General features: G+C 68.3%; 23 protein-coding genes. 14 read left to right on the top strand and 9 right to left on the bottom strand.

Annotated elements, in window-relative coordinates; translation table 11 throughout:
* Positions 1–1,077, top strand: a 1,077-nt coding sequence (locus tag H0U68_RS23775; RefSeq protein WP_365732307.1) for a hypothetical protein, incomplete at its 5' end; no start/stop codon positions are given.
* Between the two features lie 30 nt (positions 1,078–1,107).
* Here H0U68_RS23775 and H0U68_RS23770 read toward each other — a convergent pair.
* Entirely contained in the window at positions 1,108–1,938 is an 831-nt protein-coding gene (locus H0U68_RS23770; protein WP_296359423.1) for a Crp/Fnr family transcriptional regulator, read from the bottom strand.
* A 267-nt stretch (positions 1,939–2,205) separates the two neighbouring features.
* Here H0U68_RS23770 and H0U68_RS23765 point away from each other — a divergent pair, with 267 nt between their 5' ends.
* The 7 genes from H0U68_RS23765 to H0U68_RS23735 are packed head-to-tail and all read left to right on the top strand — an operon-like array spanning position 2,206 to position 10,307.
* Positions 2,206–3,522, top strand: a complete 1,317-nt coding sequence (locus H0U68_RS23765; RefSeq protein ID WP_296359421.1) for a glycosyltransferase family 2 protein — start codon at positions 2,206–2,208, stop codon at positions 3,520–3,522.
* Positions 3,519–4,565: a polymer-forming cytoskeletal protein gene (locus H0U68_RS23760; RefSeq protein ID WP_296359420.1), complete on the top strand. Its 1,047-nt coding sequence runs from the start codon at positions 3,519–3,521 to the stop codon at positions 4,563–4,565. The genes H0U68_RS23765 and H0U68_RS23760 overlap by 4 nt, the downstream gene beginning before the upstream one ends.
* Positions 4,562–5,539 carry a hypothetical protein gene (locus H0U68_RS23755; protein WP_296359418.1) on the top strand — a complete coding sequence of 326 codons (978 nt, stop codon included), beginning with the start codon at positions 4,562–4,564 and terminating at the stop codon, positions 5,537–5,539. The genes H0U68_RS23760 and H0U68_RS23755 overlap by 4 nt, the downstream gene beginning before the upstream one ends.
* Positions 5,536–6,681: a UDP-N-acetylglucosamine 2-epimerase (non-hydrolyzing) gene (wecB, locus tag H0U68_RS23750; RefSeq protein ID WP_296359416.1), complete on the top strand. Its 1,146-nt coding sequence runs from the start codon at positions 5,536–5,538 to the stop codon at positions 6,679–6,681. Before H0U68_RS23755 ends, wecB begins: the two co-directional genes overlap by 4 nt.
* A 17-nt stretch (positions 6,682–6,698) precedes the next feature.
* The gene (locus H0U68_RS23745) at positions 6,699–7,559 is read left to right on the top strand and encodes a YaiO family outer membrane beta-barrel protein (RefSeq protein ID WP_296359413.1); all 861 of its coding nucleotides are present in this window, start codon (positions 6,699–6,701) and stop codon (positions 7,557–7,559) included.
* Between the two features lie 58 nt (positions 7,560–7,617).
* Positions 7,618–8,448, top strand: coding sequence for a hypothetical protein (locus H0U68_RS23740; protein WP_296359411.1), 831 nt, complete (start codon positions 7,618–7,620; stop codon positions 8,446–8,448).
* Entirely contained in the window at positions 8,445–10,307 is a 1,863-nt protein-coding gene (locus H0U68_RS23735) for a polysaccharide deacetylase family protein (RefSeq protein ID WP_296359410.1), read from the top strand. Before H0U68_RS23740 ends, H0U68_RS23735 begins: the two co-directional genes overlap by 4 nt.
* Before the next feature lie 251 nt (positions 10,308–10,558).
* Here H0U68_RS23735 and H0U68_RS23730 read toward each other — a convergent pair whose 3' ends face one another.
* Together H0U68_RS23730 and H0U68_RS23725 are read right to left on the bottom strand one after the other, a co-directional pair.
* Positions 10,559–12,529: an ATP-binding protein gene (locus tag H0U68_RS23730; protein ID WP_296359408.1), complete on the bottom strand. Its 1,971-nt coding sequence runs from the start codon at positions 12,527–12,529 to the stop codon at positions 10,559–10,561.
* 90 nt (positions 12,530–12,619) lie between these two features.
* The gene (locus tag H0U68_RS23725) at positions 12,620–12,973 is read right to left on the bottom strand and encodes a hypothetical protein (protein WP_296359406.1); all 354 of its coding nucleotides are present in this window, start codon (positions 12,971–12,973) and stop codon (positions 12,620–12,622) included.
* Between the two features lie 302 nt (positions 12,974–13,275).
* Here H0U68_RS23725 and H0U68_RS23720 point away from each other — a divergent pair, with 302 nt between their 5' ends.
* Entirely contained in the window at positions 13,276–13,710 is a 435-nt protein-coding gene (locus H0U68_RS23720) for a hypothetical protein (protein WP_296359404.1), read from the top strand.
* Between the two features lie 73 nt (positions 13,711–13,783).
* On the opposite strand, the gene H0U68_RS23715 is transcribed toward H0U68_RS23720, so the two are convergent.
* Complete coding sequence (locus tag H0U68_RS23715; protein ID WP_296359402.1) at positions 13,784–14,026, bottom strand: hypothetical protein; 243 nt, start codon at positions 14,024–14,026, stop codon at positions 13,784–13,786.
* Between H0U68_RS23715 and H0U68_RS23710 the strand changes: the two genes are divergently transcribed.
* Positions 14,025–16,148, top strand: a complete 2,124-nt coding sequence (locus H0U68_RS23710) for an AAA family ATPase (RefSeq protein ID WP_296359401.1) — start codon at positions 14,025–14,027, stop codon at positions 16,146–16,148. The two genes, H0U68_RS23715 and H0U68_RS23710, sit on opposite strands and share 2 nt — an antisense overlap.
* Positions 16,149–16,155: 7 nt before the next feature.
* On the opposite strand, the gene H0U68_RS23705 is transcribed toward H0U68_RS23710, so the two are convergent.
* Positions 16,156–17,454 carry a sigma 54-interacting transcriptional regulator gene (locus tag H0U68_RS23705; protein WP_296359399.1) on the bottom strand — a complete coding sequence of 433 codons (1,299 nt, stop codon included), beginning with the start codon at positions 17,452–17,454 and terminating at the stop codon, positions 16,156–16,158.
* Between the two features lie 113 nt (positions 17,455–17,567).
* Entirely contained in the window at positions 17,568–18,185 is a 618-nt protein-coding gene (locus H0U68_RS23700; RefSeq protein ID WP_296359397.1) for a DUF2059 domain-containing protein, read from the bottom strand.
* Between the two features lie 155 nt (positions 18,186–18,340).
* On the opposite strand from H0U68_RS23700, the gene H0U68_RS23695 reads away from it, so the two are divergent.
* Positions 18,341–18,520, top strand: coding sequence for a DUF3606 domain-containing protein (locus tag H0U68_RS23695; protein ID WP_296359395.1), 180 nt, complete (start codon positions 18,341–18,343; stop codon positions 18,518–18,520).
* A 171-nt stretch (positions 18,521–18,691) separates the two neighbouring features.
* Positions 18,692–18,961, top strand: a complete 270-nt coding sequence (infA, locus tag H0U68_RS23690) for a translation initiation factor IF-1 (RefSeq protein ID WP_296359393.1) — start codon at positions 18,692–18,694, stop codon at positions 18,959–18,961.
* Positions 18,962–19,050: 89 nt separating this feature from the next.
* Here infA and H0U68_RS23685 read toward each other — a convergent pair whose 3' ends face one another.
* Both H0U68_RS23685 and H0U68_RS23680 read right to left on the bottom strand, forming a co-directional pair.
* Entirely contained in the window at positions 19,051–19,362 is a 312-nt protein-coding gene (locus H0U68_RS23685; RefSeq protein WP_296359391.1) for a hypothetical protein, read from the bottom strand.
* Positions 19,363–19,426: 64 nt separating this feature from the next.
* Positions 19,427–19,738 carry a DUF2917 domain-containing protein gene (locus tag H0U68_RS23680; protein ID WP_296359389.1) on the bottom strand — a complete coding sequence of 104 codons (312 nt, stop codon included), beginning with the start codon at positions 19,736–19,738 and terminating at the stop codon, positions 19,427–19,429.
* An 82-nt stretch (positions 19,739–19,820) separates the two neighbouring features.
* On the opposite strand from H0U68_RS23680, the gene H0U68_RS23675 reads away from it, so the two are divergent.
* Entirely contained in the window at positions 19,821–20,816 is a 996-nt protein-coding gene (locus tag H0U68_RS23675; RefSeq protein WP_296359387.1) for a LysR substrate-binding domain-containing protein, read from the top strand.
* A complete protein-coding gene (locus H0U68_RS23670; RefSeq protein ID WP_296359386.1) occupies positions 20,816–21,232 on the top strand; it encodes an SRPBCC family protein in 417 nt (138 codons plus the stop codon). The genes H0U68_RS23675 and H0U68_RS23670 overlap by 1 nt, the downstream gene beginning before the upstream one ends.
* A 6-nt stretch (positions 21,233–21,238) precedes the next feature.
* On the opposite strand, the gene H0U68_RS23665 is transcribed toward H0U68_RS23670, so the two are convergent.
* The coding region (locus tag H0U68_RS23665) for a hypothetical protein (protein ID WP_296359384.1) at positions 21,239–21,979 on the bottom strand (741 nt) is incomplete at its 5' end.

The following is a 21,979-nucleotide window of genomic DNA, read 5'->3' as shown; positions in this document are numbered from 1 at the left end:
GCGCCAGCGCCAGCGCCAGCGCCAGCGCCGGCTCCAGCCCCCGCGCCGGCACCTGCGCCAGCTCCGGCCCCCGCGCCGGCTCCGGCACCAGCGCCGACCACCGGCATCGACGTGATTTCGCACATCGCGTCGCTGCGTATCACCAGCGGTCCGTACGCCGGCGGCTTCGTGATCGCGCCGAACGGCAAATTCAACTGGTACTTCGCGCAGCTCGGCTTGTTGCCGATCGTGCAATACCTCAGCGCGACCAACCTGGAAACATACATCCGTCCGTACCTGGATCTGTATTTGCGCAGCGTCAATGCCGACTACAGCATCGACGACGTGGAATTTCCCATGGGTTCGTACGATTACAACAACTACAGGCGCGTGCTGTCGGACTCGGACGACTCGTATGCCGCCACGCTGCTGTCGCTGGTCGCCCGCTACCTGCATGCCAGCAACAACTGGGCATGGTGGGAGGCCAACAAGGCCAAGCTGAAGACCATCGCCTACCGCAACATCGCGATGGCGGTCAAACCCAACGGCCTGACCAGCGTGTTCCAGCCGGGCCGCAACAGCGCCAACTCCATCGGCTACCTGATGGACAACTGCGAGGCCTATCGCGGCCTGCGCGACTTCGCCGGCCTGCTGCGCGAACGCGGCGACGGCGATTCGGCCTATTACGACAACTTCGCCACCGGCATAGGCAACGCGCTGGCCCGGCTGTTCCAGTCCACTTCCGCCGGCTTCACGCCCGGCGACGCCTACACGTCGACGCTGAACATCTTCTATCCTGGCACCACCTGCCAGGTGTTCGTGCAGGGCTTCGGCGTGAGCGAGTGCGCGCCGCTGTTCGACTCTGCCTGGAAGTACCTGAACAACTATTCCCCCAGCTGGGAAGACGGCCGCTACGACGCGTATGCGTGGGGCGTGCTGGGTTACGTGGCGGCCAAGCGCGGCATGTACACCCAGGCCAAGGCGCAGATGGCCACCATCGAGCGGCAGTTCGCCGCCAACCGCGCGATGGTGACGATCAACGAGCTGGGCTTCTACCAGCGCACGCGCAGCGTGCTGGCGGGCGCCGCCGACGTCTGAGTCCGGGCGGCAACGGCCTTCGCGCGGCGGTCACGCCGCGAGGGGAACGTGGTCGGGGTGCGACTGTTCCTCCTGCTCGGTGGTGGACGTGCCCGTGCGGGGCGGCTGGCCGGCCGTTCCCGCGCCCGCGCCGCTGTCCTGTCCGGACTGCAGCACCGCATAGCAGCTGCAGGCGCGCGCGCGCAACCCGCGCGTATCCAACAGCGTGAAGTGGCCGCGGCGGCAGGCGATCAGCCCGGCGTCGCGCAGGCGTCCGGCCGCTTCGGTGACGCCTTCGCGCCGCACGCCCAGCAGGCCTGCCACCATTTCCTGCGTGCTGGCGATCTCGCGCACCGCCATGCGGTCGGCGGTGGCCAAAAGCCAGCGCGCGAGCTGCTGTTCGATCGAGTGGTGGCGGTGGCACAGCGCGGCCTGCGCCATCTGCGCCATCAATGTGTGCATGTAGCCCAGCAATACCTGCGTCGTGGTGTCGCCGCGCCTGAACTCCTGCGCCAGCCGTGCGCCGTCCACCGCCAGCACCGCACCGGGCAGCTGAACGGTGCTGCGCAGCCAAGGCGCCTCGCTGCCCGTGAGCAGCGGGAAACCCACCATGCCTTCCGGCCCGACCAGGGCCACCTGCGTCGATTCTCCGCTGGGTGACACCTGGCACACCGAGGCCATGGCCGTGATCGGAAAGTAGGCGCGCCGCGCCGCGCCGCGCGCCGGGTCCAGCGACTGCCCCGTGCGCACCTGCACCAGGTCGACCGAGGGCAGCAGCCGCAGCCGTGCCTCGGTGGACAGCGCCCCGAGCAGCCGGTTGCGCTGCAGCAGCGGTGTCGAAAGCGCCGCGCGCGGGGTGTCGAAGGCGTCCGGGGAGTCCATGCAGCAACTCTAGTTGCAGTGTGTCGAAAGTTTGTGGGAAAACGAACCATCCGCCTGTCAGCCATGGCTTCGGTCGTGTCAAGCATTGGTGACTGAGCATCAAGTGGATATACGTAGGAGGTTTGTCATAACCTCCTTTATGGAGGCTTCCGGGTGTAGGACGTCGTTGATGTCATCGGTAGTTTGTTCGGTAGGCCACACAGCGTGCGGCGGTCCTCGACCAGTATTCGCATCACATCAAAAACGACTCCTCGGAAAACATCTGCCATGGACACACTCGCCACTGCGGGCCACCCCGCGCTGGGATCGGTTTACGCCTCACCGGTCTCCGCCGTGCTCGCACTGGTGCTGGGCCTGATCGTGCTGGTCATGGTTGCCTATGGCGTGCGCCACACGGTGTTCACCTTCAGCCGCCTTTTCGGAAAGCAGCGCCAGCCTTACCTGGACATCGGCATCGCTGCGTGGCCAAGCATCACGGTGTTCATCGCCGCGCACAACGAGGAGAAGGTGGTCGCCGGCTGCATGGAAGCGCTGCTGCGCACCGACTATCCGCGCGACAAGCTGCGCATCGTGCCGGTCAACGACCGCTCGCAGGACGACACGCGCGCCATCATCGACAGCTACGTCGCCAAGCACCCCGAGCTGTTCTTCCCGTTCCACCGCACCAGCGGCAAGCCGGGCAAGTCGGCCGCGCTGAAGGACGCGCTTGCGCTTGCCGAGGGCGACATCGCCATCATCTTCGACGCCGACTACGTGCCGCCCAAGGGCCTGCTGCGCCAGCTGGTGGCGCCGTTCTTCGATCCCGAGGTCGGCGCCGTGATGGGCCGCGTGGTGCCGGCCAACGCCAGCAGCAACCTGCTCACGCGCTTGCTGGACCTGGAACGCTCGGCCGGCTACCAGGTGGACCAGCAGGCGCGCATGAACCTGCGCGGCGTGCCGCAGTACGGCGGCACGGTGGGCGGCATCCGCCGTTCGGCCGTCGACGCGGTAGGCGGCTGGCACGACGACGTGCTGGCCGAGGACACCGACATCACCTTCCGCCTGCTGCTGGGCGGCTGGAAGACCATCTATAACAACCGCGCCGAATGCTACGAGGAAGTGCCCGAGGAATGGTCGGTACGCATCCGCCAGGTGCGGCGCTGGGCCAAGGGCCACAACCAGGTGCTGTGGCGCTGCTGGCGCCCGCTGCTCACCAGCCCCTACCTGCAGCTGCGCGAGCGCATCGACGGCCTGATGCTGCTGCTGGTGTTCACCGTGCCGCCGCTGCTGCTGGTGGGCTGGGTGCTGGCGCTGGTTCTCTATTACCTCAATGGCGGCGCGCTGGTGGCGCTGTTCATCCCGATGCTGGCGCTGGTGGCGTACGGCGCGCTCGGCAACTTCGCGGCCTTCCTGGAGATTGTGGTCGCGGTGCTGCTGGACGGCCACCGCCGCCGCATCCGGCTGCTGCCGATCAACCTGCTTTGCTTCCTCGTGAGCCTGTTCGCGATCTCGCGCGCGCTGGTGGAGTCGGTCACCGACCGCCTGCTCGGCCGTGAGCTCGTCTGGCACAAAACCCTGCGTTACCGAAAGGCGGCCCTGCCATGACCACTGAAACCGCGGCTTTCGCGACCCTGTTCACGCTGCTGTGCATCGTCATGCTGACGCTGCCGTTCGGTCCCACCTGGAGCGAATGGCGCCGGCCCACCGATGCCGGCCCGTTGCCGGTGCCCGAGGACGGCTCGCAGGAGCCGATGTACCTGGCAGACCGCTTTCGCGAGCGCATGGCGCTGCTGCGCCCGGGCGGCCCCGAAGCCGGCTACCAGCCGATCGGCGAGGTGGACCTGCTCGATACCGCGCCCGACGCGCTGCACCGCAACCTGCCCATGCTGGCGGTGGAGCCGGTGCGCACGCTCGGCACGGTGCACAACCTGCGGCCGCTGTACGCAACGGCCGATGTGGAGATGCGCGGCGGCGGCATGTTCTCCGAAATCATGTCCGAAGGCCGGCTCGACCTCGGCCCGCGCAGCCGCGTGGCCGGCTGGGCGCATGCCGACAAGAGCGTGCACCTGGGCGAGCACAGCGTGGCGGTGCAGCGGGTCTCCTCGGGCGGCGACGTTCAGCTGGACCGCGGCTGCTGCTTCGAGCGCGTGCATGCGCCGGTGGTGCGCTTCGGCCGCGGCGTGAATGCCGTGCTGCCCGACGCGGTGCAGCGCGTGCGCGCCGACCTGGCCGAGCTGCCGGGCGCCGTGAAGCGCACCGAGACTCTGTACCGCGTGGACGGCGACTGCGCGCTGCCCGAAGGCTGCCACTTCACCGGCTCGCTGGTGGTCACCGGCACCCTGTCGATCGGTGCCGGCACGCTGGTGGAAGGCGACGTCAAGGCGCGCAAGGGCGTGCTGGTGGGGCCGGGCGCCAGCATCACCGGGTCGGTGATCTGCGACAACGGAATCCACGTGATGCGCGACGCCGAGATCGGCGGGCCGCTGGTGAGCGAGACCCACCTGCTGCTGGCCGCCGGCGTGCGCCTGGGCGCCCTCGACGCGCCGACCACGGTGAACGCCGGGGCCATCATCGCGGAAGAGGGCGTGGTCGCGCACGGCACCGTCTGGGCGCGCCAGGCCGGCGTGGTGTGGGGGGTGGCGGGATGATGCGCCGCCTGCTGTGCTGGGCCGCGCTTTTGCCGATGCTGCTGTCCTGTGTCGCCGGCCGTGCGCAAGCCGTGCCGCTCGACCTGGCCGGCTACATCGATGACGCCGGGGCGATCACGATCCAGAGCAAGGGCGCGACGATCGACCCGTACTTCACCCTGCAGGCGCTGCTGCTGGCGCAGGAGCATGGGCTGGACATCTCGCGCGAGGCCGCGCGCTGGACCGAATGGCTGATGCCGCGGCAAAAGCCCGACGGCACCTTCGACCGTTTCTGCCGCCAGGGCGTTGCCTGGGCGCCGTGCAAGACCGCCGATGCCGACGATTCGCAGCTGGCGCTGTGGCTGAAGTTCCTGGAAACCAATCCGGCCGAGCTCAAGCGCAACCCGGCATGGCAGAAAAGCCATGCGTCGGCGCGCCAGAGCCTGAAGCGCCTGGAGGACAAGGGCCGCGGCATCTACATCGTATCGCCGGTGTACCTGCACGGGCTGTTCATGGACAACCTGGAGGTGTGGAGCTATGCGCCGGCGCGCGCCGGCGTGCAGACGCCCGGGCAGCCCGATTTCGGCCGCACCCTGCACAAGGTGTTCTGGGACGAGGGCACCAAGCGCTACCACGTCTCCACGCAGCTGGAGCAGCGCACGGCCGAGACGGCCTTCTATCCCGACGCGGTGGCCCAGATCTTCCCGCTGCTGGTGAAGTTTCCACACATCCCGGGCGGCGACCAGGCCTGGTACGCGCAATGGATGAAGCGCCACCGCGCCGAGTGGTTGACGCAGGTGAAGACCGATTTCGCCTGGGGCCTGGTGGCCGTGGTGGCGCTGGACCAGAACGACAAGCTGGCGGCGCGCTGCTGGCTGCGCACGGCGCTGCCGGCGCGCCACGGCCCGCACTGGACCGTGACCGACGAAGTCGCCGCTCAGATTTTGAAAAGCAAGTCCGTCGCACCGGCGGACGCCAGGGAAAGCTGCCAATGAAAACGTATTTGTCCATCATGGGCACACGGCCCGAGATCATCAAGATGGCCGTGTTGCACCGGGTGCTGAAGGAACGCGGCGACCGCTCGCTGGTGCTGCACACCGGCCAGCACGAGGAAATGGCCGACGTGCTGTACCGCTTCTTCGACATGGCGCCCGACCTGCGCATCGACCTGAAGCGCAGCTCGCCCGGGCTGGCGCACCTCACGGCGCTGTTGCTGGAGAACGTGAACCGCGTGATCGAGGAGACCCAGCCCGACGTGGTGCTGGTGCAGGGCGACACCACTTCGGCCTTTGTGGGCGCGCTGGCGGGCTACTACCACGACAAGCCGGTCGGCCACGTGGAAGCGGGCCTGCGCACCGGCACCCGCGACCCGTTCCCTGAAGAAAAGAACCGCGAAATGATCGGCCGCCTGGCCGCCTGGCACTTCCCGCCGACCTCGCAGTCGCGGCTGAACCTGCTGAACGAGGGTATTCCCGACGAGCGGATCTTCGAAGTCGGCAACACCGTGATCGACGCCGCCCTGTGGGTGCGCGACCGCCTGGCCGCCACCGACTGGGACGCCGGCGAGGCCATGCCGGACGAACTGCGCCGCTTCCTGGCCGAGCACAAGGGCCGCCACATCGTGCTGATCACCGCGCACCGGCGCGAGAACTGGGGTGAGCCCATCCGTGGGATCGCCACGGCTGTCGGGCAGCTGCTGGGTGATTTCCCGGATGCGGTGGCGGTCTGGCCGGTGCACCCGAACCCGCGCGTGCGCGCCGACGTGGAGTCGGTGGTCAACGCGCTGCCGCGCACTTCGCGCTCGCGCGTGTGCCTGACCCAGCCCCTGGATTACCCGGCGCTGATGTCGGTGCTGGCGCGCTGCCGCTTCACACTGACCGACTCCGGCGGCATCCAGGAAGAGGCATCCGCGCTCGCCCGGCCCGTTTTAATCACACGAACCTCGACAGAACGGCAAGAATTGCTGCTGGCCGGTGGCGCGAAGCTGGTCGGCACCGACGTGCGGCAGATCGTGGAGCAATCCGCCACGCTGCTCGCCGACGATGCCGCCTGGCGCGCCATGCAGTTGCCGGCCAGTCCGTTCGGCGACGGGCGCTCCGCTCGCCGCATCGCCGACATCCTGGCGACTGTCAACTGAGATAAAACGAAATGAAGATGAAGAAACTGAAAACACTGACCCGACTCACGCCGCTGTGCCTTCTGTGCGCGGCCGGCCTTGCTCAGGCGCAGACGAGCTCGCAATCGACGCAACCGTCGTCCCGCGTGCTGCAGCCCGCCGGCGCGCAGCAGGACGCCGCCACGCCAGCGCCGCAGCGCGGCTTCGAGGCCTACGTCTCGCACCACAACCTCACGGCCGGCAACCCCGACTGGCGCGAAGTGGGCGTGCGCGGCAGCTACCAGGTGGACAAGCACCTGTTCAACGCCGAACTGGCGACCATGAAGCGCTGGGACGAATCGGGCACCTACGTGGCCTTCGGCGATACCTACATCTTCAGCCCCGACTGGTTCGGCTCGCTCGCCCTCGGCGCGGGCAATGGCGCGGAATACCTGCCGCGCTGGCGCGCCGACGCCTTCATCCACCGCAAGCTGCTGGACAAGAAGAACCTGGTGGGCACGCTGGGCGCCGGCTACTACCGCGCGCCGGACGGCCACATCGACCGCAACGTGAGCCTGGGCGCCACCTACTACTTCGAGATGCCGCTGGTGGTGCAGGGCGAGATGAAGTTCACCCACGGCAGCCCCGGCGCCGTGGACACGCGCCAGCAGTTCGTGGCCGCCACCTGGGGCCGCGAGAAGCACACCACGGTGACCGGCCGCTACGGCTGGGGCGAGGAGGGCTACCAGTCCATCGGCGCCGGCGCCGCGCTGGTCAACTTCCGCAGCAACGAGGTAAGCCTGAACGTGCGCCACTGGATCGGCAAGGACTGGGGCGCCGAGGTGGCGGCCGAGCGCTACCGCAACCCTTACTACCGCCGCACCGGCGTGACCGCCGGACTGTTCTGGCAGATGCCATGAGCCCCGCCCGGCCGCCCGAAGGGGTTCATACCGCAGCGCGCAGCGCGGAGGTTGCCGAATGAGTTCGACTGCGCCTTCCCTGTCCCTCAATGCGGGCCAGCAGCGCGTGGTGAAAGCCGCCATTGAGCTGCTGGCGCAGACGCGCGGGCAGGCGCAGGGGCAGGGTGCGCTGATGCACCGCAGCCTGCGCCACCTCCGCCTGGGCCCCGTGGTGCTGGCGGAAATGGCGGCAGTGGTCGTGGTGCTGACCACGCTCATGGCGCTGGCCAGGCCGGCGCTGCTGTACGCCTGGGACGTGGTCATCCTGTGGTGGGCGCAGCGCCTGCAGCTGCCGCTGGCGCTGGCCGCCAACGGCACCGAACGCATGTGGATGCTGTCGGACCCGGCGGCTTCGCTGGTGCCCGGCCCCGCCACCGGCGTGGTGACGGCGGCCGTGGTGATCGCGGCATTCGCCTCCACCTGGTGGATGAGCGACCGGCTCACGCCGATCAAGTACCTGGTGCGCACCCTGTGCGTGGTGCAGGTCAGCGGGTTGCTGTTCTTCATGTTCAAACCGGCCAGCTTCCCCTACACGGTGGGCGGGCACCTGGAGTCGATGCTCGACGCCGGCTACTACCTGATGCTGTCCATGCCGCTGCTGCTGTCGCTGGGCTATGGCGTGCTGCGGCTGCCGCTGTACCAGAAGTTCCTGCACCCGCTGGGCGTGCTGGCGTACTTCGCGGTCATGCTGCCGCACAAGGCGCTGCTGCACGTGCTGGTGCTGCAGCACTTCTCGGTGCTGTTCATGCCCATGCTGTACCTGTGCTTCGGCCTGGTGTTCGACCTGATGGTGTTCGTGGCGCTCTACTCCTGGATGGTGAGCCGCACGCCCACGCAGGCCGCGGTTTGAGCGCGCAAGGACAAGGCGCGGTGCCGGGCCGGCTTCGATCGATTCCCGCGCGCTGGTGGGTCTTGGCGGTAGCAGTGGTGCTGACCAGCGTGCTGGCCGGCCTGTACGCCGCGGCGCCGGCCCCGCCGCGCACCCTGGTGCTGCTGGTGCCTGACAGCGCGGCGCTGCAGCAACCCGTGGCGCAGGCCTGGATCGATGCCGCGCGCGAAGAGGGCCTGCCGCTGGAGACCATGACGGACGACGCGTTCATGCGCTACAGCGGCAACCGCGACTCCATTGCCGGCGTGATCCTGCCCGACATCGTGCACAAGGTGGCGTCGGAGCTGCTGATCAGCCAGCTGCACAGCTACGTGAAGACCGGCGGCAGGCTGATGATCGCGTACGACGCGGCGGTGCTGGACACGCACACCGGCGGCTATTCCGCCGGGCAATCGCGCCTGTCGCGGCTGGCAGGCGTGCGCTACGCCATGTACGACGACCTGCGCGATCTCACCATCGGCAGCGGCCCGGTGTACGGCAACCACGACACGGAAAAAGAGTTGGGCATGCAGCCCGGCAAGCTGGACTTCAAGTACTCGTCGGTTCCCGGCATGGGCGAGATGACGACCTACGGCTACGTCAAGCTGCAGCACAGCTACTTCCGCACCGGCACGCGCTACGGCGCGCGCACCGTCATGGCCACGCAGCAAGGCGACGTGGTGGTCGGGCGCAACCAGTACGGCGACGGCGAGGTGCTGCTGGTCAACCTGCCGCTGGGCTACCTGAAGACCCGCACCGACGGCTACATGCTCCACCGCATGCTGTGGCATTTCGCGGTGGACGTCGCGCAGCTGCCGCGCCTGGCGCCGGTGCCGCGCGGCGAGGGCGGACTGGTGCTCAACCTGCACATCGACTCCAACGCGGCGCAGGCGCCGCTGCTGCAGCTGGAACAGTGGGACTGGTTCAAGACCGGGCCGTTCTCCATGCACGTGACGGCCGGGCCGGACACCTACGAGCCGGGCGACAAGCTGGGCATGGACCTGGACCACAACCCGGTGATGCAGGAGTTTCTGCACCGGCAGGCGGCGCTCGGCCACGAAGTGGGCAACCATGGCGGCTGGAACCACGACATCTTCGGCGGCCTGGCTACCGAAACCAACCGCGCCGACTACGAGCCATGGCTGGACGCCAACAACCGCTCCGTGGCACAGGCCGTCGGCAAGCCGGTGCGCGCGTACTCCGCGCCGGAAGGCAACCAGCCGGTGTGGTCCACCAAGTGGCTGGAGCGCAATGGTTTCAAGGCCTACTACTTCACCGGCGACACCGGGCTCGGGCCCACCCGCTCGTACTACGAGGGGAAGCGGCCCGAGGGCAGCCTGTGGGCATTCCCGGTGTCCAACTACCTGAAGATCGCCACCTTCGAGGAGCTGGAAGATCCCAAGCGCGCCCGTACCTTCACCGGGGACGACATCGGCGGCTTCCTGATCAAGCTGTCCAACTACGTGGCCGACCAGCGCGTGGCGCGCCTGTTCTACTTCCACCCTCCGGCGGCGCCGCGCTACACCGCGGTGATGGAAGGCCTGATGGGCGAGGCCAAGCGGCTCGCCGCGCAGGGGCGCTTTCGCTGGTACACGATGGAGCGGCTGGCCGACTTCATGAGCCGGCGCGAGCAGGCCCAGTGGAGCGTGGTGCGCGAAAGCCGCAAGCTCACGCTGCGCGCCGAAAGCACGCAGAGCATGCAGGAACTGAGCTGGATCTTCCCGGCCGCAGCCATCAGCGCCGTCGAAGTGCGCAAGGGCAAAGCCGAAGCGCGCAGGCAGGGCAACGAGTGGGTGGTGACGGCCGGCGACACGCGCGAACTGGTGGTGGTTCTCCGTTAAAAGTCCTGCGGACTTTTAACGGAGGTCTGATGTGTGAAGGCAGGCCCGGCAGAGCCGGCTCCTGCCTTCAAGAGGGATTGCGCTGCACGTTGCTGCGCGCAATCCGGAGGAAAGGCAGGCACGTTGCCCTTTCGCAGACTGCGTGAAACAACGTGCAGCGCAGTCTCCCTTGCCGCCAGGAACCGGCTTTGCCGGGCCTGGCGGCACATATCAAACAACTCTTAAAAAGCGCCGCAGGCGCTTTTTAAGAGTTAACGCAGGACGCACCGCCGCACCACCTGCGCGATGGCGGCCACGTCCACCGGCTTGATCAGGTGGTCGGCAAACCCCGCTTCGCGCGTGGCGGCGACATCGTCGCGCGTGCCGAAGGCGGACACCGCGATGATCGGCACCAGGTTGTGCTGCGGCAGGCCGCGCAGCGTCTGGGCCACGTCATGGCCCGAGCCGCCGTCGCCCAGGTTCAGGTCGGTCACCACGGCGTCCAGCTGCAGGCGCTGCAGCAGCTCCCGTGCCTGCGGGTGGCTGAACGCCACCTCGACCTGCGCGCCCAGCCGCTCCAGCCCGTCGCGCATGGCGGCGCCCACTTCCTCCTCGTCCTCCACGTACAGCAGGCGCAGCCCGTCCAGCCGCGGCACGCCAATGGCTTCGCCGAAGTACGACGGCGGATGCGAGTCGCCGACCAGCCGCGGCAGCTCGACGATGAAAGTCGCACCCGTGCCTGGGCCCGCGCTCTCGGCCCACACACGGCCGCCGAAGGTGTCGACCAGGCTGGAGACGATGGCCAGGCCCAGGCCCAGGCCCTTGCCGGCGCGCGGCTGGTCGGCGCCCTGCGCGAAGGGCTCGAACACGCGGCGCAGGTCCTCGCGCTGCATGCCCGCGCCGAAGTCACGCACGAAAAAGCGCCAGTGCCCGCGGCTGCTCTGGCCGCCCACCAGCACGCGGCCGCCCTGGCCGCTGAAGCGCACCGCGTTGTCGATCAGGTTGGCGTAGATCTGCTCCAGCCGCGCCGGGTCGGCATCGATCACCGCCTGGCCGGCCTGCACGCCGCTTGCATCGAGGGCGACGCCGCGCGCCTGTGCCTGCGCCTTCCAGTGGTCCAGGATGTGCAGCAGCGGCAGGGCGGGATCGACCGGCTCATTCACCACGGTCAGCTTTCCGCTCAGGATGCGCGACAGGTCGAGCAGGTCATTGATCATGCGTGCCTGCATCGACACCGCGTGCGCGAGCCGGTCGACGAACTTGCGCGCGGACGCCGGCATGTCGGCCGTGCGCTTGAGGACTTCGGCGCAGGACAGCGCCACCTGCAGCGGCGAGCGCAGCTCATGCGACACCTTGGCCAGGAAGTGGTCCTTGGCGTTGTTGGCCTCTTCGGCGGTTGCCAGGGCCTCCTCGCGCTGGCGCTCCACCGCGCGCTGGTAGCTGATGTCCTGCACCACGCAGCCGACCAGGCGCGTTCCGCCCGGCAGCTCGATGGCGAAATGCTGCGTCAGCAGGTGGCGCTCGCTGCCGTCCTCGTCGGGCCGGGAGACTTCCAGGTCCAGCTGGGACTCGCCGGTGCGCGCGACCGTGCGGATCGCGGCGATGGTCTGCGGAGCCATGCGCGCGACATCGGCAACGTGGCGCCCCAGGTACTCGCGGGGACCTCGGTTGGTGATGCGCGCGAGCGCCGGGTTGATGCGGATGAACTGCGCCTGCTGGTCCAGCAGCGCCAGCCCGACGGGCGCCACGTCGAAGAAGCGGTCCAGCAGCGCCGACGCCTGCTGCGCCTGCTGGGTGGTCTTGCCCAGCAACGCCTCGACCTCGGCCTTGGAGCGAACCAGTTGCGCCTCGGCCTCGCGGCGCGACGCGATCTCGCGCTGCAGGGCCGTGTTGGCCTCGCGCAGCTGCTCACGCGAGGGCTGCGCCCGCAGCCGCGGGACGAGCCGGAACAGCAACCAGGTGGTAGCCAGCGAGGCCGCGGCGGCAAGGGCCTTCAGCAGTCCGGAAAGCCAGTCCATGGGCCCGCACGGGGCCCACGCGGCCATCGCGTGGGTCAGGGCGCCGGCCACCATGAAGGCGCCGAACAGCCAGGCCAGCCAGCCGAACGGAATGTCGGGGCGGCGGCGCACGATGCCCATGAGAATGAGCGGGAGCAGCAGCCATGCCAGCGCGAGCAGCCCATCGCCCGCCACGTGCAGCCACAGCAGCGGCTGCGAGGCGGTGAAGCAGCTTGAGAGGGACATGGATGGCCGGAGGCGAAAAATCCCATTCTAGGCAGCGCGGCCATATTGCGATAGGCCGACGCATGAGATTGCGGGCCGCAGCCCGCGATCTCATGCGTCGCGCACGCGCCAGCGGATCGCCGAGACCAGGGGCACGAACACGTGCAGGCTGTCCTCGCGCGAGGCAACGTCCAGCAGGGACACAGCGGCGGCGGGGACGCAGGCTACCCTGGCAAAGGCGACACGCCGCACCTGTGCCATGGCGGCTTCGGCGCTGCCGTGCTGCTCGCCACCGAACAGCTTGAACAGGCATTGCGCATCCCAATAGCTCTGCGGTTCACGCCAGCAAACCTTGGCGTAGGCGCAATAGCGCCCGCCGTCGTCCACCGGCGCCGCATACGCGGCCACGTAAAGGCCGTTGATCGGGCCCCACAGCTTTTCTACGGCAAGTTCGGGTGAACGCATGAGGCACGAGTGTGCGTGCCTCGCCAACAAGGTGTGCGCGGCCGTGGCACCTTTACAGCCACTAGCGCGAATTTGCGACACCGTCCTACATAGCAGAATGACAGATGCGTAAGGAGGAGCAACGGCGCCAGCCCGGCCGCGTGCGCGGCGCTTCACGGTTCTGGTGGCGCGCCATATGGCGTAGCGCGGTGCGCGGCCGCACATGCAACTGGGAAAAGCGCCCAACCTTGTCATTCACGATTCGGTACAGCTCAAACGATTAGTGTTGGCCGCCCGCGGAACATGTGGCACTCTGGCGTGTAATGAACTTGCTTGTTTCGCTGCGTCCTGAAGAGGATTTCCTGCGGTTCGATGTGCAGGGTCAATGGCAGTACAACGATGCCCTGGCTCTGGCATATCACGTGAAGGCGGTCGCCGTGCGCGAGCGCATGGGCCGGGTGCTCATCGACGTGCGGGGCGTCACGCCGTCGCCCGCCGTCGAAGGCAAGTTCTTGCTCTGGGACCGCCTGCGCCGGGTGATGTCCGAGCGCTTCAAGATCGCGCTGCTCGCGCCGGTCGACCTGATCGATCTCCATGCACGCCCGATTGAAGGCATGGCCTCGGTGGTGCTCTTTACCTCCGACCGCGCGGCCGTGCACTGGCTCGAAGGGATGGCGGCGGCCATCAAGAATCCCGTGGCCATAAAAAATCCCCCGGTCTTTCGATCCGAGGGACAAGTGGCCGGGAAAGAAACTTGAAAAAGAACCCGGCCTCCTTGTTGGAGTGTCGCGCCGCGTTCCAGTTCCCGTCAGCAAAAAACCAACGTCTCCCTCACGCGCCGACGTGAAGACGTGAATTTGTCACGTGGCCTCCTGTCAGCGCTGCCGTTGCCAGAAGAGAGCTGGCGCGCTGTCCTACGTCTATGTAGGATGCATCTGACAGGCTGATGCCCCGGCCGAGGCGGCCAAAAACAACAACAAAGCGCCGCAACGGCACCGCGGGAAAAGCTCCCCAGATTGTTTGACGCGTATGCGCCATGCCAAGCGCGCGCGCCTGATTCGACAGGATCGCCATGACTGATTTGTCGGCCCGCAAGGACCCCGTGGAAGACACCGCCGCCACGTCCACACCCAGCCTCTGGCTGGCGCTGCGCAAGTTCACCGCGCGCGTGCAGGACTGGTTCGCCATCCAGGCGCTTCCGGTCAAGCTGATGGTGGCTTGCGTCGCCATTCTCATTCCGCTGTCGGCGCTGTATTCCGTGGTGGTCTGGCAAAAGCACAGCGTGGTGGCCGAGCAGGTCCGTGCCATGGCCATCGGCGGCGACGGCGAGCGCCTGTGGACTCTCAACGAGAAGCTGCCCGTGGTGTTCGGCACCGGCTCGGTGCTTGGTTTCCTGGAAACCAACCAGGCCGAGCGCATCACGGTGGTCTACAAGCCGCTGATGTGGAACGTGTCCGAGCGCATCGTGCTGATCGAGTCGCAGGGCAAGCAGTTCGCCTATTACCCGAGCGACATGGAAACCAAGATCTTCTCCGACAAGGCGGTCAGCGCACCGTGGGGCGGCAAGCTGGTGTTCATTCCGCGCTCGGAACTGAGCGACGCGAGCCTGACCATGCTGGAGCGGTTGGACGAGCGCTTCGCCGGTGCGCGCCCGCAGTCGGAGAAGGACGGCTGGAAGGCCGGCGTGAGCGCCGTGCTGTCGGCCACGCTCACGGTCGGACTGCTGGGCTTCCTGGCATTCCAGCTGAAGGGCCAGTTCAAGTCGCTGCGCTTCATCGAGCCGGCCCAGGTGCATGGCTCGCTCAACGACCTGGTCGGCATGGACGACATCAAGTCCGAAGTGGCGCAGATCAAGGACCAGTACATGCGGCGCGCCGAGTACGCCGAGTACGGCATCGACAAGCCGTTCAACGTCATGTTCAGCGGCCCGGCCGGCACCGGCAAGACGAAGCTGGCGAGCTACCTGGCCAAGGAGCTGAACCTGCCGATCCTGTTCCATTCCGCGGCCAACCTGGAGACCGGCTTCGTCGCCGGCGGCTCCAACACGCTCAGCCGCATCGCTTCCATGGCCAAGCGCCGCAAGCGCTGCATCGTGTTCCTGGACGAGGCACAGGACCTGTTCATGAAGCGCGGCGGCCACCGCAAGTTCGACGACGACACGCAGAACATGCTGCTGGCGATCCTGGACGGCGTGCGCACCAAGAGCGACGGCGAGATCATCTGGATCGTGGCCTCCAACTTCAACAGCGAATCCATGCAGATGGACGAGGCCATGCTGCGCCGCTTCCAGATGAAGGTGGACTTCCGCATGCCCAACAAGGAAGAGCGCCTGTCCATCGTGGAGCACTACCTGTCGCAGCGCGCCGGCAAGGTGTCGGGCGACATGGACCTGCGCCACCTGGTGGAGATCACCGAGGGCCGCAGCCCGGCCGATCTGGAGACCATCATCAACCAGGCGGGCATCAACGCGGTGCAGGCCGGCGAGATGATCGACGCCGACACGCTGATGCAGGCGGCCGAGCGCGTGCTGGTGGGCAACGTCAACACCAACACCACCAAGGAGCGCGAGCGCGACCGCCGCATCATCGCGATCCACGAGTGGGGCCACTTCCTGGTGGACTTCGAGCTGGAGCGCAAGCGCGCCGGCGGCGACTGGGAGAAGCTGCAGTCGGAGATGAAGACCATCAAGATCTCGCTGAAGGCGAATCCGCGCAACAACGCGCTGGGCTTCGTGTTCCACAAGCAGGGCGCCAACCTGCTGAAGACCAAGTCCGACATCGAGCACGACGTGCGCGTGCTGCTGGGCGGCATGGCCAACGAGGAGCTGTTCTTCGGCGAGGAGGGCACGACCAACGGCGCCCACAACGACATCACCCGCGTGACCAAGCTGCTGCACCACGCGGTGGCCGAGATGGGCATGTACCGCAAGACGCGCCTGAACTTCGGCGCGCTGGCCAACGACGGCGGCCGCAGCGCGCTGGACGAGGAGACGCGCGGCATCATGGAACTGCAGAGCGAGCGCCTCTACAGCGAAACCAAGGCCGTGCTGGCCCGCCTGAAGCCGTTGACCGAGCACCTGGCCGGCAAGCTGATGGACGGCGGCGAGATGAGCCTGAAGGAAGCGCTGTTCGAGATCCGCAGCTTCGAGGCGGCCTGCTACAACTTCAACAGCAAGGTCGGCCTGGCGGCGACCTGAGCGCGCGCTACTGCGGCTGCGGGGCGCTGCTGCGTGTCGCGATGCTGTGCTTGGCCATCAGCCGGTACAGCGTCATGCGCGAGACACCGAGCTCGCGCGCGGCCAGCGTCACGTTGTGGCTGAAGCGGTCCAGCGACAGGCTGATCGCGTCCTTCTCTGCGCGCACGCGGGTCGTTTCCAGGTTGTCCAGCGGTTGCGCGGGCGCTGCCTGCAGGCCCAGGTCGGCGGCGCCGATGGTGCGCCGCTCGGCCATCACCACGGCGCGCTGCACCCGGTTGAACAGCTCGCGCACGTTGCCCGGCCAGGTATGCACGGCCATCGCCGCCAGGGCCTGCCGGCTGAAGCCGCGGCTGCCGCTGCCGTCGCGCGCGCAGTCGGCATGGAACTGCCGCGCCAGCTCCGGGATGTCCTCCTTGCGGTTGCGCAGCGGCGGCACGGCCAGCCCCACCACATTCAGGCGGTAGAACAGGTCTTCGCGAAAGTGCCGCGCCGCCACCGCATGCGAGAGGTCGACGTCGGTGGCCGCCACGATGCGCAGGCCGCCGCCGCGGCCCGGCCGCGAACGCGCCGCGGCACGCTCGACCATCAGCCGCAGCAGCCGCACCTGCCAGTCCAGTGGCAGCTCGCCCACGTGGTCCAGAAGCAGCGTGCCGGACTCGGTGTCCTGCAGCAGCGCGGCCGCCTCCGCGTGCAGCGTTGTTGCGCAGTCGATCACCACGAAGGGGGCGTCCGCACGCGGCGAGCAGGCGTGCAGCGCACGCGCGATGCGCTCCTTGCCGCTGCCCGGCTCGCCGGTGATGAGCACCGGAGTGTCGGCCAGGGCGGCGCGGCGTACCAGCCGGCGCAGCTGCGCCAGCGCGGTGCTGCCGCCGGTCAGGCCCAGGTCGTCGCCGTCCGGTGCGTCGCTGCGCGCGGCATGTCGCAGCTGGGCGCGGCCGTGCGCGTGACCAAGGGATTGCGCGAGAAAGTGCGGATCGGCCGGAGCGGTATGGTGGTCGAAGAAGTGACGCACCACCATGTCGCGCAGTACCGGCGCCTGCATGGCGCCGGGCGGCAGAAGCGCCACCCATTCGCAGGCATCGGCGGCGTCGCGGCAGGCTTCGAAATCGGCGGCGATGCTGCGCGCTGACGCATCGGAATCGACCACCAGCAGGCCGGCCCAGATCGCTTCACGCCGCAGCAGGGCGCATGTGGCCCGCAGGCTGGCCGCCGCAACGAGCTCCCAGCCGCGCTCATGCAGGACTTCTTCGATTGCGGGCGGGCAGGGGTGGGAAGAGACGTACAGGAGCTTTCGCGCGGTCTTCATGACTGGACATCACCGGTTTCGCCTGCATTATTTGCTTGCAAACGCCTGGGCGTGTTTCCCTGTCACAAGATATTGCAGGCCGGCTTCGCTGCAGAGCCCACCTGCGTGGGGCGCTACTTGCCTGTCGGTGCCTTGGCCGCTGCCTTGCCGGCGGGTGCGGCCGGCAAGGCCGGCGCGGCCCCCTGGGCATTCGGCGGGGGTACGCCCAAGCGCTTGCCGATCGACATTTCCAGCGCCTTCACCTTGGGTTCGACGGAGGCACGGGTGTCGGCCACCAGCTTGTCGGCCAGCGCGCGCTGCATGTCGCCGCCCAGCGTCTGGAATTTCACGTAGGTCGGCGATTCAAGAAAGGCGACGACCTGCTTGAGTTCGTCCTCGGTGAACTTCTCTTCGAGCACCGCGCCCACTGTGGAGGGCGCGAGCTTGATCGCGCGGTCGCGCACGATGGGAACGGTCTCGTCAACGTACTTGCGCGCGTCGGCCTGGATCTCCTTGGCGACGGCCTCCTGCTTGTCGGGCGCGACGCGCACGGCCAGCGCGGGCTGCGCGCGGGCCAGCAGTTCGGCGGCGGGTTGCTCGGCCATGGAGCGGGCCATGCCTTCGATTCCCGGCTGCTGCAGCTTCAGGATCTTGTTGACGAGTTCTTTTTTGGCGGGAGACGTGGCGGTCTGGGCGTTGGCGACGCAGCTCGCGGCAATCAGCGTAAGGATGAGTAGAGGTCTTCTTTGCATGAGGCCATCTTACTGTGGCCGCACCGCTGGCCTTTTCTCTCTGCGTGTCCTACACCGGCGCAAAGCGGATTCGCACGGCACGCAAGCGCGCCCTCCCGCGCGCAAGGAAAAGCGCGCGGCCTAAGCTTTGTCATCGGCTAGGAGGAAAGGAAACCATGTCCGAAGACATCGACAAGCGCGGTTATCAGGAAGTCCTGATCCATCTGGAACCCGAATGGGAGCGCCGTAACTGGTGCAAATGGCTGGGCTGCAGCGAACGGGAACTGGAGCACGCTGTCACCTACGTGGGCCACGATCCCGACAACGTGCGGCGCTTCCTGCGGCAGGCGCGCTGAGCCGCGCCGGGGCGGGCGGATGTACGGGGGCTGCCGCGCTGGCTTACAATTGCATGGATCGACGGCCCGCCGGGTCGTCCGACACCGAACAACAGCCCTGGCACACCGCACCCACCCGCTCGAGATGCACTCCCGCAGGTACCTTGCCCGGGCGCTCTAGGAACGGGACAGATGGCCAAGGAAGAACTGATTGAAATGCGCGGCCGCGTGGCCGAAGTGCTCCCCGACTCGCGCTACCGCGTGGTTCTGGACAACGGGCACGAACTGGTCGCCTACACCGGCGGCAAGATGCGCAAGAACCACATCCGCATCATCGCCGGCGACGACGTGACGCTGGAACTCTCCCCCTACGACTTGACCAAGGGCCGCATCATGTTCCGGCACCTGCCGGACCGCGCCCGCTCCGGCCCGCCCGGCCAGCGCCCGCCGCACCGGCGCTGAATCCGCCCGCCGTATGTCGCATACCGGCGACGGCGGCGCCAAAGAAAAACCGGCCCGAGGGCCGGTTTTTCTTTGGTTCGAAAGAGCGATTACGGCTTCGTGGTCGCCTGCTTTTCCGCGTTCTTCTCCTGGCCGGTCTTCACGTCCACGCTGGGCACCGTGATGGTTTCCTTCTCGGTCGTCACCTTGGGAACGGTCACTTCCTTGGTGGTGGAGCCCACCTTCACGTCCGGGCCGGTGACGTCGTACTTGGGCGGGGTCACGCTGCCTTCCTGCGTCTTCTGCACGTCGTACTTCGGCACGGTGACGTTGCCTTCCTGCGTCTTCTTGACGTCGCAGCCGACGAGGGCGATGGAGGCGGCAGCCGCGAGGCCGGCGATGAGGATGCTTGCATTGCGCATGAGGTTTCTCCTTAGGGGCTGTTATCAGTGCAGCCATTGTGGAGAGCGCAGAGCTTGCCGCTTGTCAGACCGGAACCTGAACCGCTGTCCGCCCGGGTGCGCGATGCCTTACGGCCGAGCAGCGTGCCTGCTGAATCGGCGCCGCCGCCGTGCCCAGCGACACGGTGGACGGCTGGAATGCGTACACCAGCGCGCGGCGGTGCTCCGTGCCCACGAAATCGTCGCCGGCTTCCAGCACGATGTCACGCGGATCGTTGTCCAGCGTGAGCCACAGGCTGCCGCGCATGCAGCGGATCCGCAGGCCCGCGATGTCGGCGACCGACAGCAGCTCGCGCGCTTCGAGGGCGTGCTCACCGCAGGTGGAGGCGGGAGCCATGGATGTTTCTATTGCATGCGTCATGCAAACGAATATAGTTGCGCTTCCCTCAGGAGACAAACGGCGGTTTCGCATACATCACATGCAAATATCGCATGCCAAAACGTCACCGCTGCCGCGCTCGCAGCAGCTGCCGCTGGACCTGCTGCCCGCGTTCGAAGCCGCGGCCCGGCATCTGAGCTTCACCGAGGCGGGGGCGGAACTGTCGTTGTCGCAGTCGGCCGTCAGCCGCCAGATCCAGCAGCTCGAGGCCGCACTGGGCGCGCAGCTGTTCGAGAGGCGGCACCGCGCGCTGGCCCTCACGGAAGCTGGCCGCATCATGCAGCGCGCCGTGGGCGACAGCCTGGAGCGCCTGCGCGACGCCGCCGCGCGCGTGCGCGGCGCGAGCCCGGTGCGCCGCGTCGCCATCACCAGCACGCCGGGATTCGCCTCGCTCTGGCTCATTCCGCGGCTGGTGCGCTTCACCGCGGCGCATCCCAAAGTGGACGTGCGCATCTCCGCCACCCTGGACATCCTCGACCTGGAGCGCAGCGACATCGACGTGGCGGTGCGGCTGGTGCCCAGCAGCCAGGGCGAAGGGCCGCTGCTGTTCGAGGAGCAGGTGCAGCCGATGTGCTCGCCGCTGCTGCTGCGCGACCCCGCGCGGCCGCTGCGCCGCCCCGAAGACCTGGCGCACCACACCCTGCTGGCCATCGACATGCAGCACCACGGCGACGCGCTCACCGCCGACTGGGAACCCTGGCTGCAGGTGATGGGCCTGCCGGGCGTGCGCATGGCCGGTGCCGTGCGCTTCAACCACTACACCGACGCCGTGGCCGCGGCCGTCGCAGGGCAGGGCGTGGTGATCGGCCGCCTGCCGCTGCTGGCCGACCTGGTCAAGGAAGGCAAGCTGGTGGCGCCGCTGCGCGGGCGCGCCTTCTCGCGGCGCGGCTACTTCGTGGTGCCGGCGCCGCACGCCGAACGCAATGCGGACGCGCAGGCGTTCGTGCAATGGCTGCTGGCCGAGGCCGAACAGGCCAAGGCGGGCGGCCGGTCTTCTTCCCCACCCACGGCGGCACGGCCGCCCAGGAGAGCCTGATGGCATCGATCCGCAAGGAGTTCACCGTCGCCGTGCCGGCGTCCCAGGTCTGGGACGCGCTGCGCGATTTCGCCAACGTGCACCGCCGGCTGGCGGCCGGCTTCGTGGTGGACAGCGTCGCGGAGGAAGACGGCGCGGTGCGCCGCATCACCTTCGCCAACGGCATGCAGGCGCGCGAACGCCTGGTCACCCGCGACGAGGCCGGCATGCGGCTGGTCTACACGGCCGAAGGCGGGCGCACCACGCACTACAACGCCGCGGTGCAAGTGATCGAGGAAGCGGGTGGCCGCAGCCGTTTCGTCTGGCTGGTCGACCTGCTGCCCGACGCGCTGGCGCCGGCCATCGACGGCATGATGAACACCGGCGCGAAAGCCATGCAGGCGCAGCTGGAAATGCCGGCAACCGGCGTGGCCTGATCCGCTTCAGCGCGCCCGTGCCGGCGCCGCCGCCAGCGGCTCGGCCGAGGCCAGCGGCACGTCCAGCGGGCGCGCCCAGCCCTCGCCGGGCAGGAAGGTGCTGACCTGCAGCTGCTGCTGCGAAAAGCCGCTCGGCCACTCCGCGCGCACGTTGCCCGCACCGTCCATCTGCAGGTGCGGCGCGGTCGCTTCCGCGTCCTGGCCGGACGCCGGGGCGCGGGGCAGGGCGCCCGGCACAACGTCGGCCTCGCTCCAGCCGGTGCGCACGTCGAAGTGGCTGTAGCGCAGGCTGTCGATGTGGCCCACGGTGTGGCGCCACACGACCAGGGCGCTGCCCTGGCCGTTGCTCACCAGGCGCGGCGCGCTGGCCTGGCCGTAGATCGGGTCAAGCGCCTGGGCCGCGTCCCAGCCGCGCACTGGCGAATGGCGCGCCGCGTACACGCGGCCCTGGTCGGCCCACACGGCCAGCGTGGTGTGCGGCGCGACCGGCGCCATGCGCACCTTGGCCTTGGGCGGCGCGGGTGGTGCCGACAGCGGGCCCTGGGTGGACGGCCTGGGCCAGCCATAGTTGCCCAGCACCGAGGTGCCGCCCGTGGATTCCTCCTCCTGCGCGGTGTCGCCGGCGCGCTTGCACCCGCCCAGGACGGCCAGCATGGCCGCCGCCAGGACCGCGGCGCGCGTCCAGGGCATGCCGGCTCCCGGCGCGTTCAACTGCCCTTGCGCCGCGCGGCCGGCTTGGCGCTGGCA

Origin of the sequence: Ramlibacter sp. (genome assembly GCF_013697775.1) — a bacterium.
Taxonomy (GTDB): Bacteria; Pseudomonadota; Gammaproteobacteria; order Burkholderiales; family Burkholderiaceae_C; genus Ramlibacter.
This window is presented reverse-complemented; position numbering and strand designations above follow the sequence as displayed.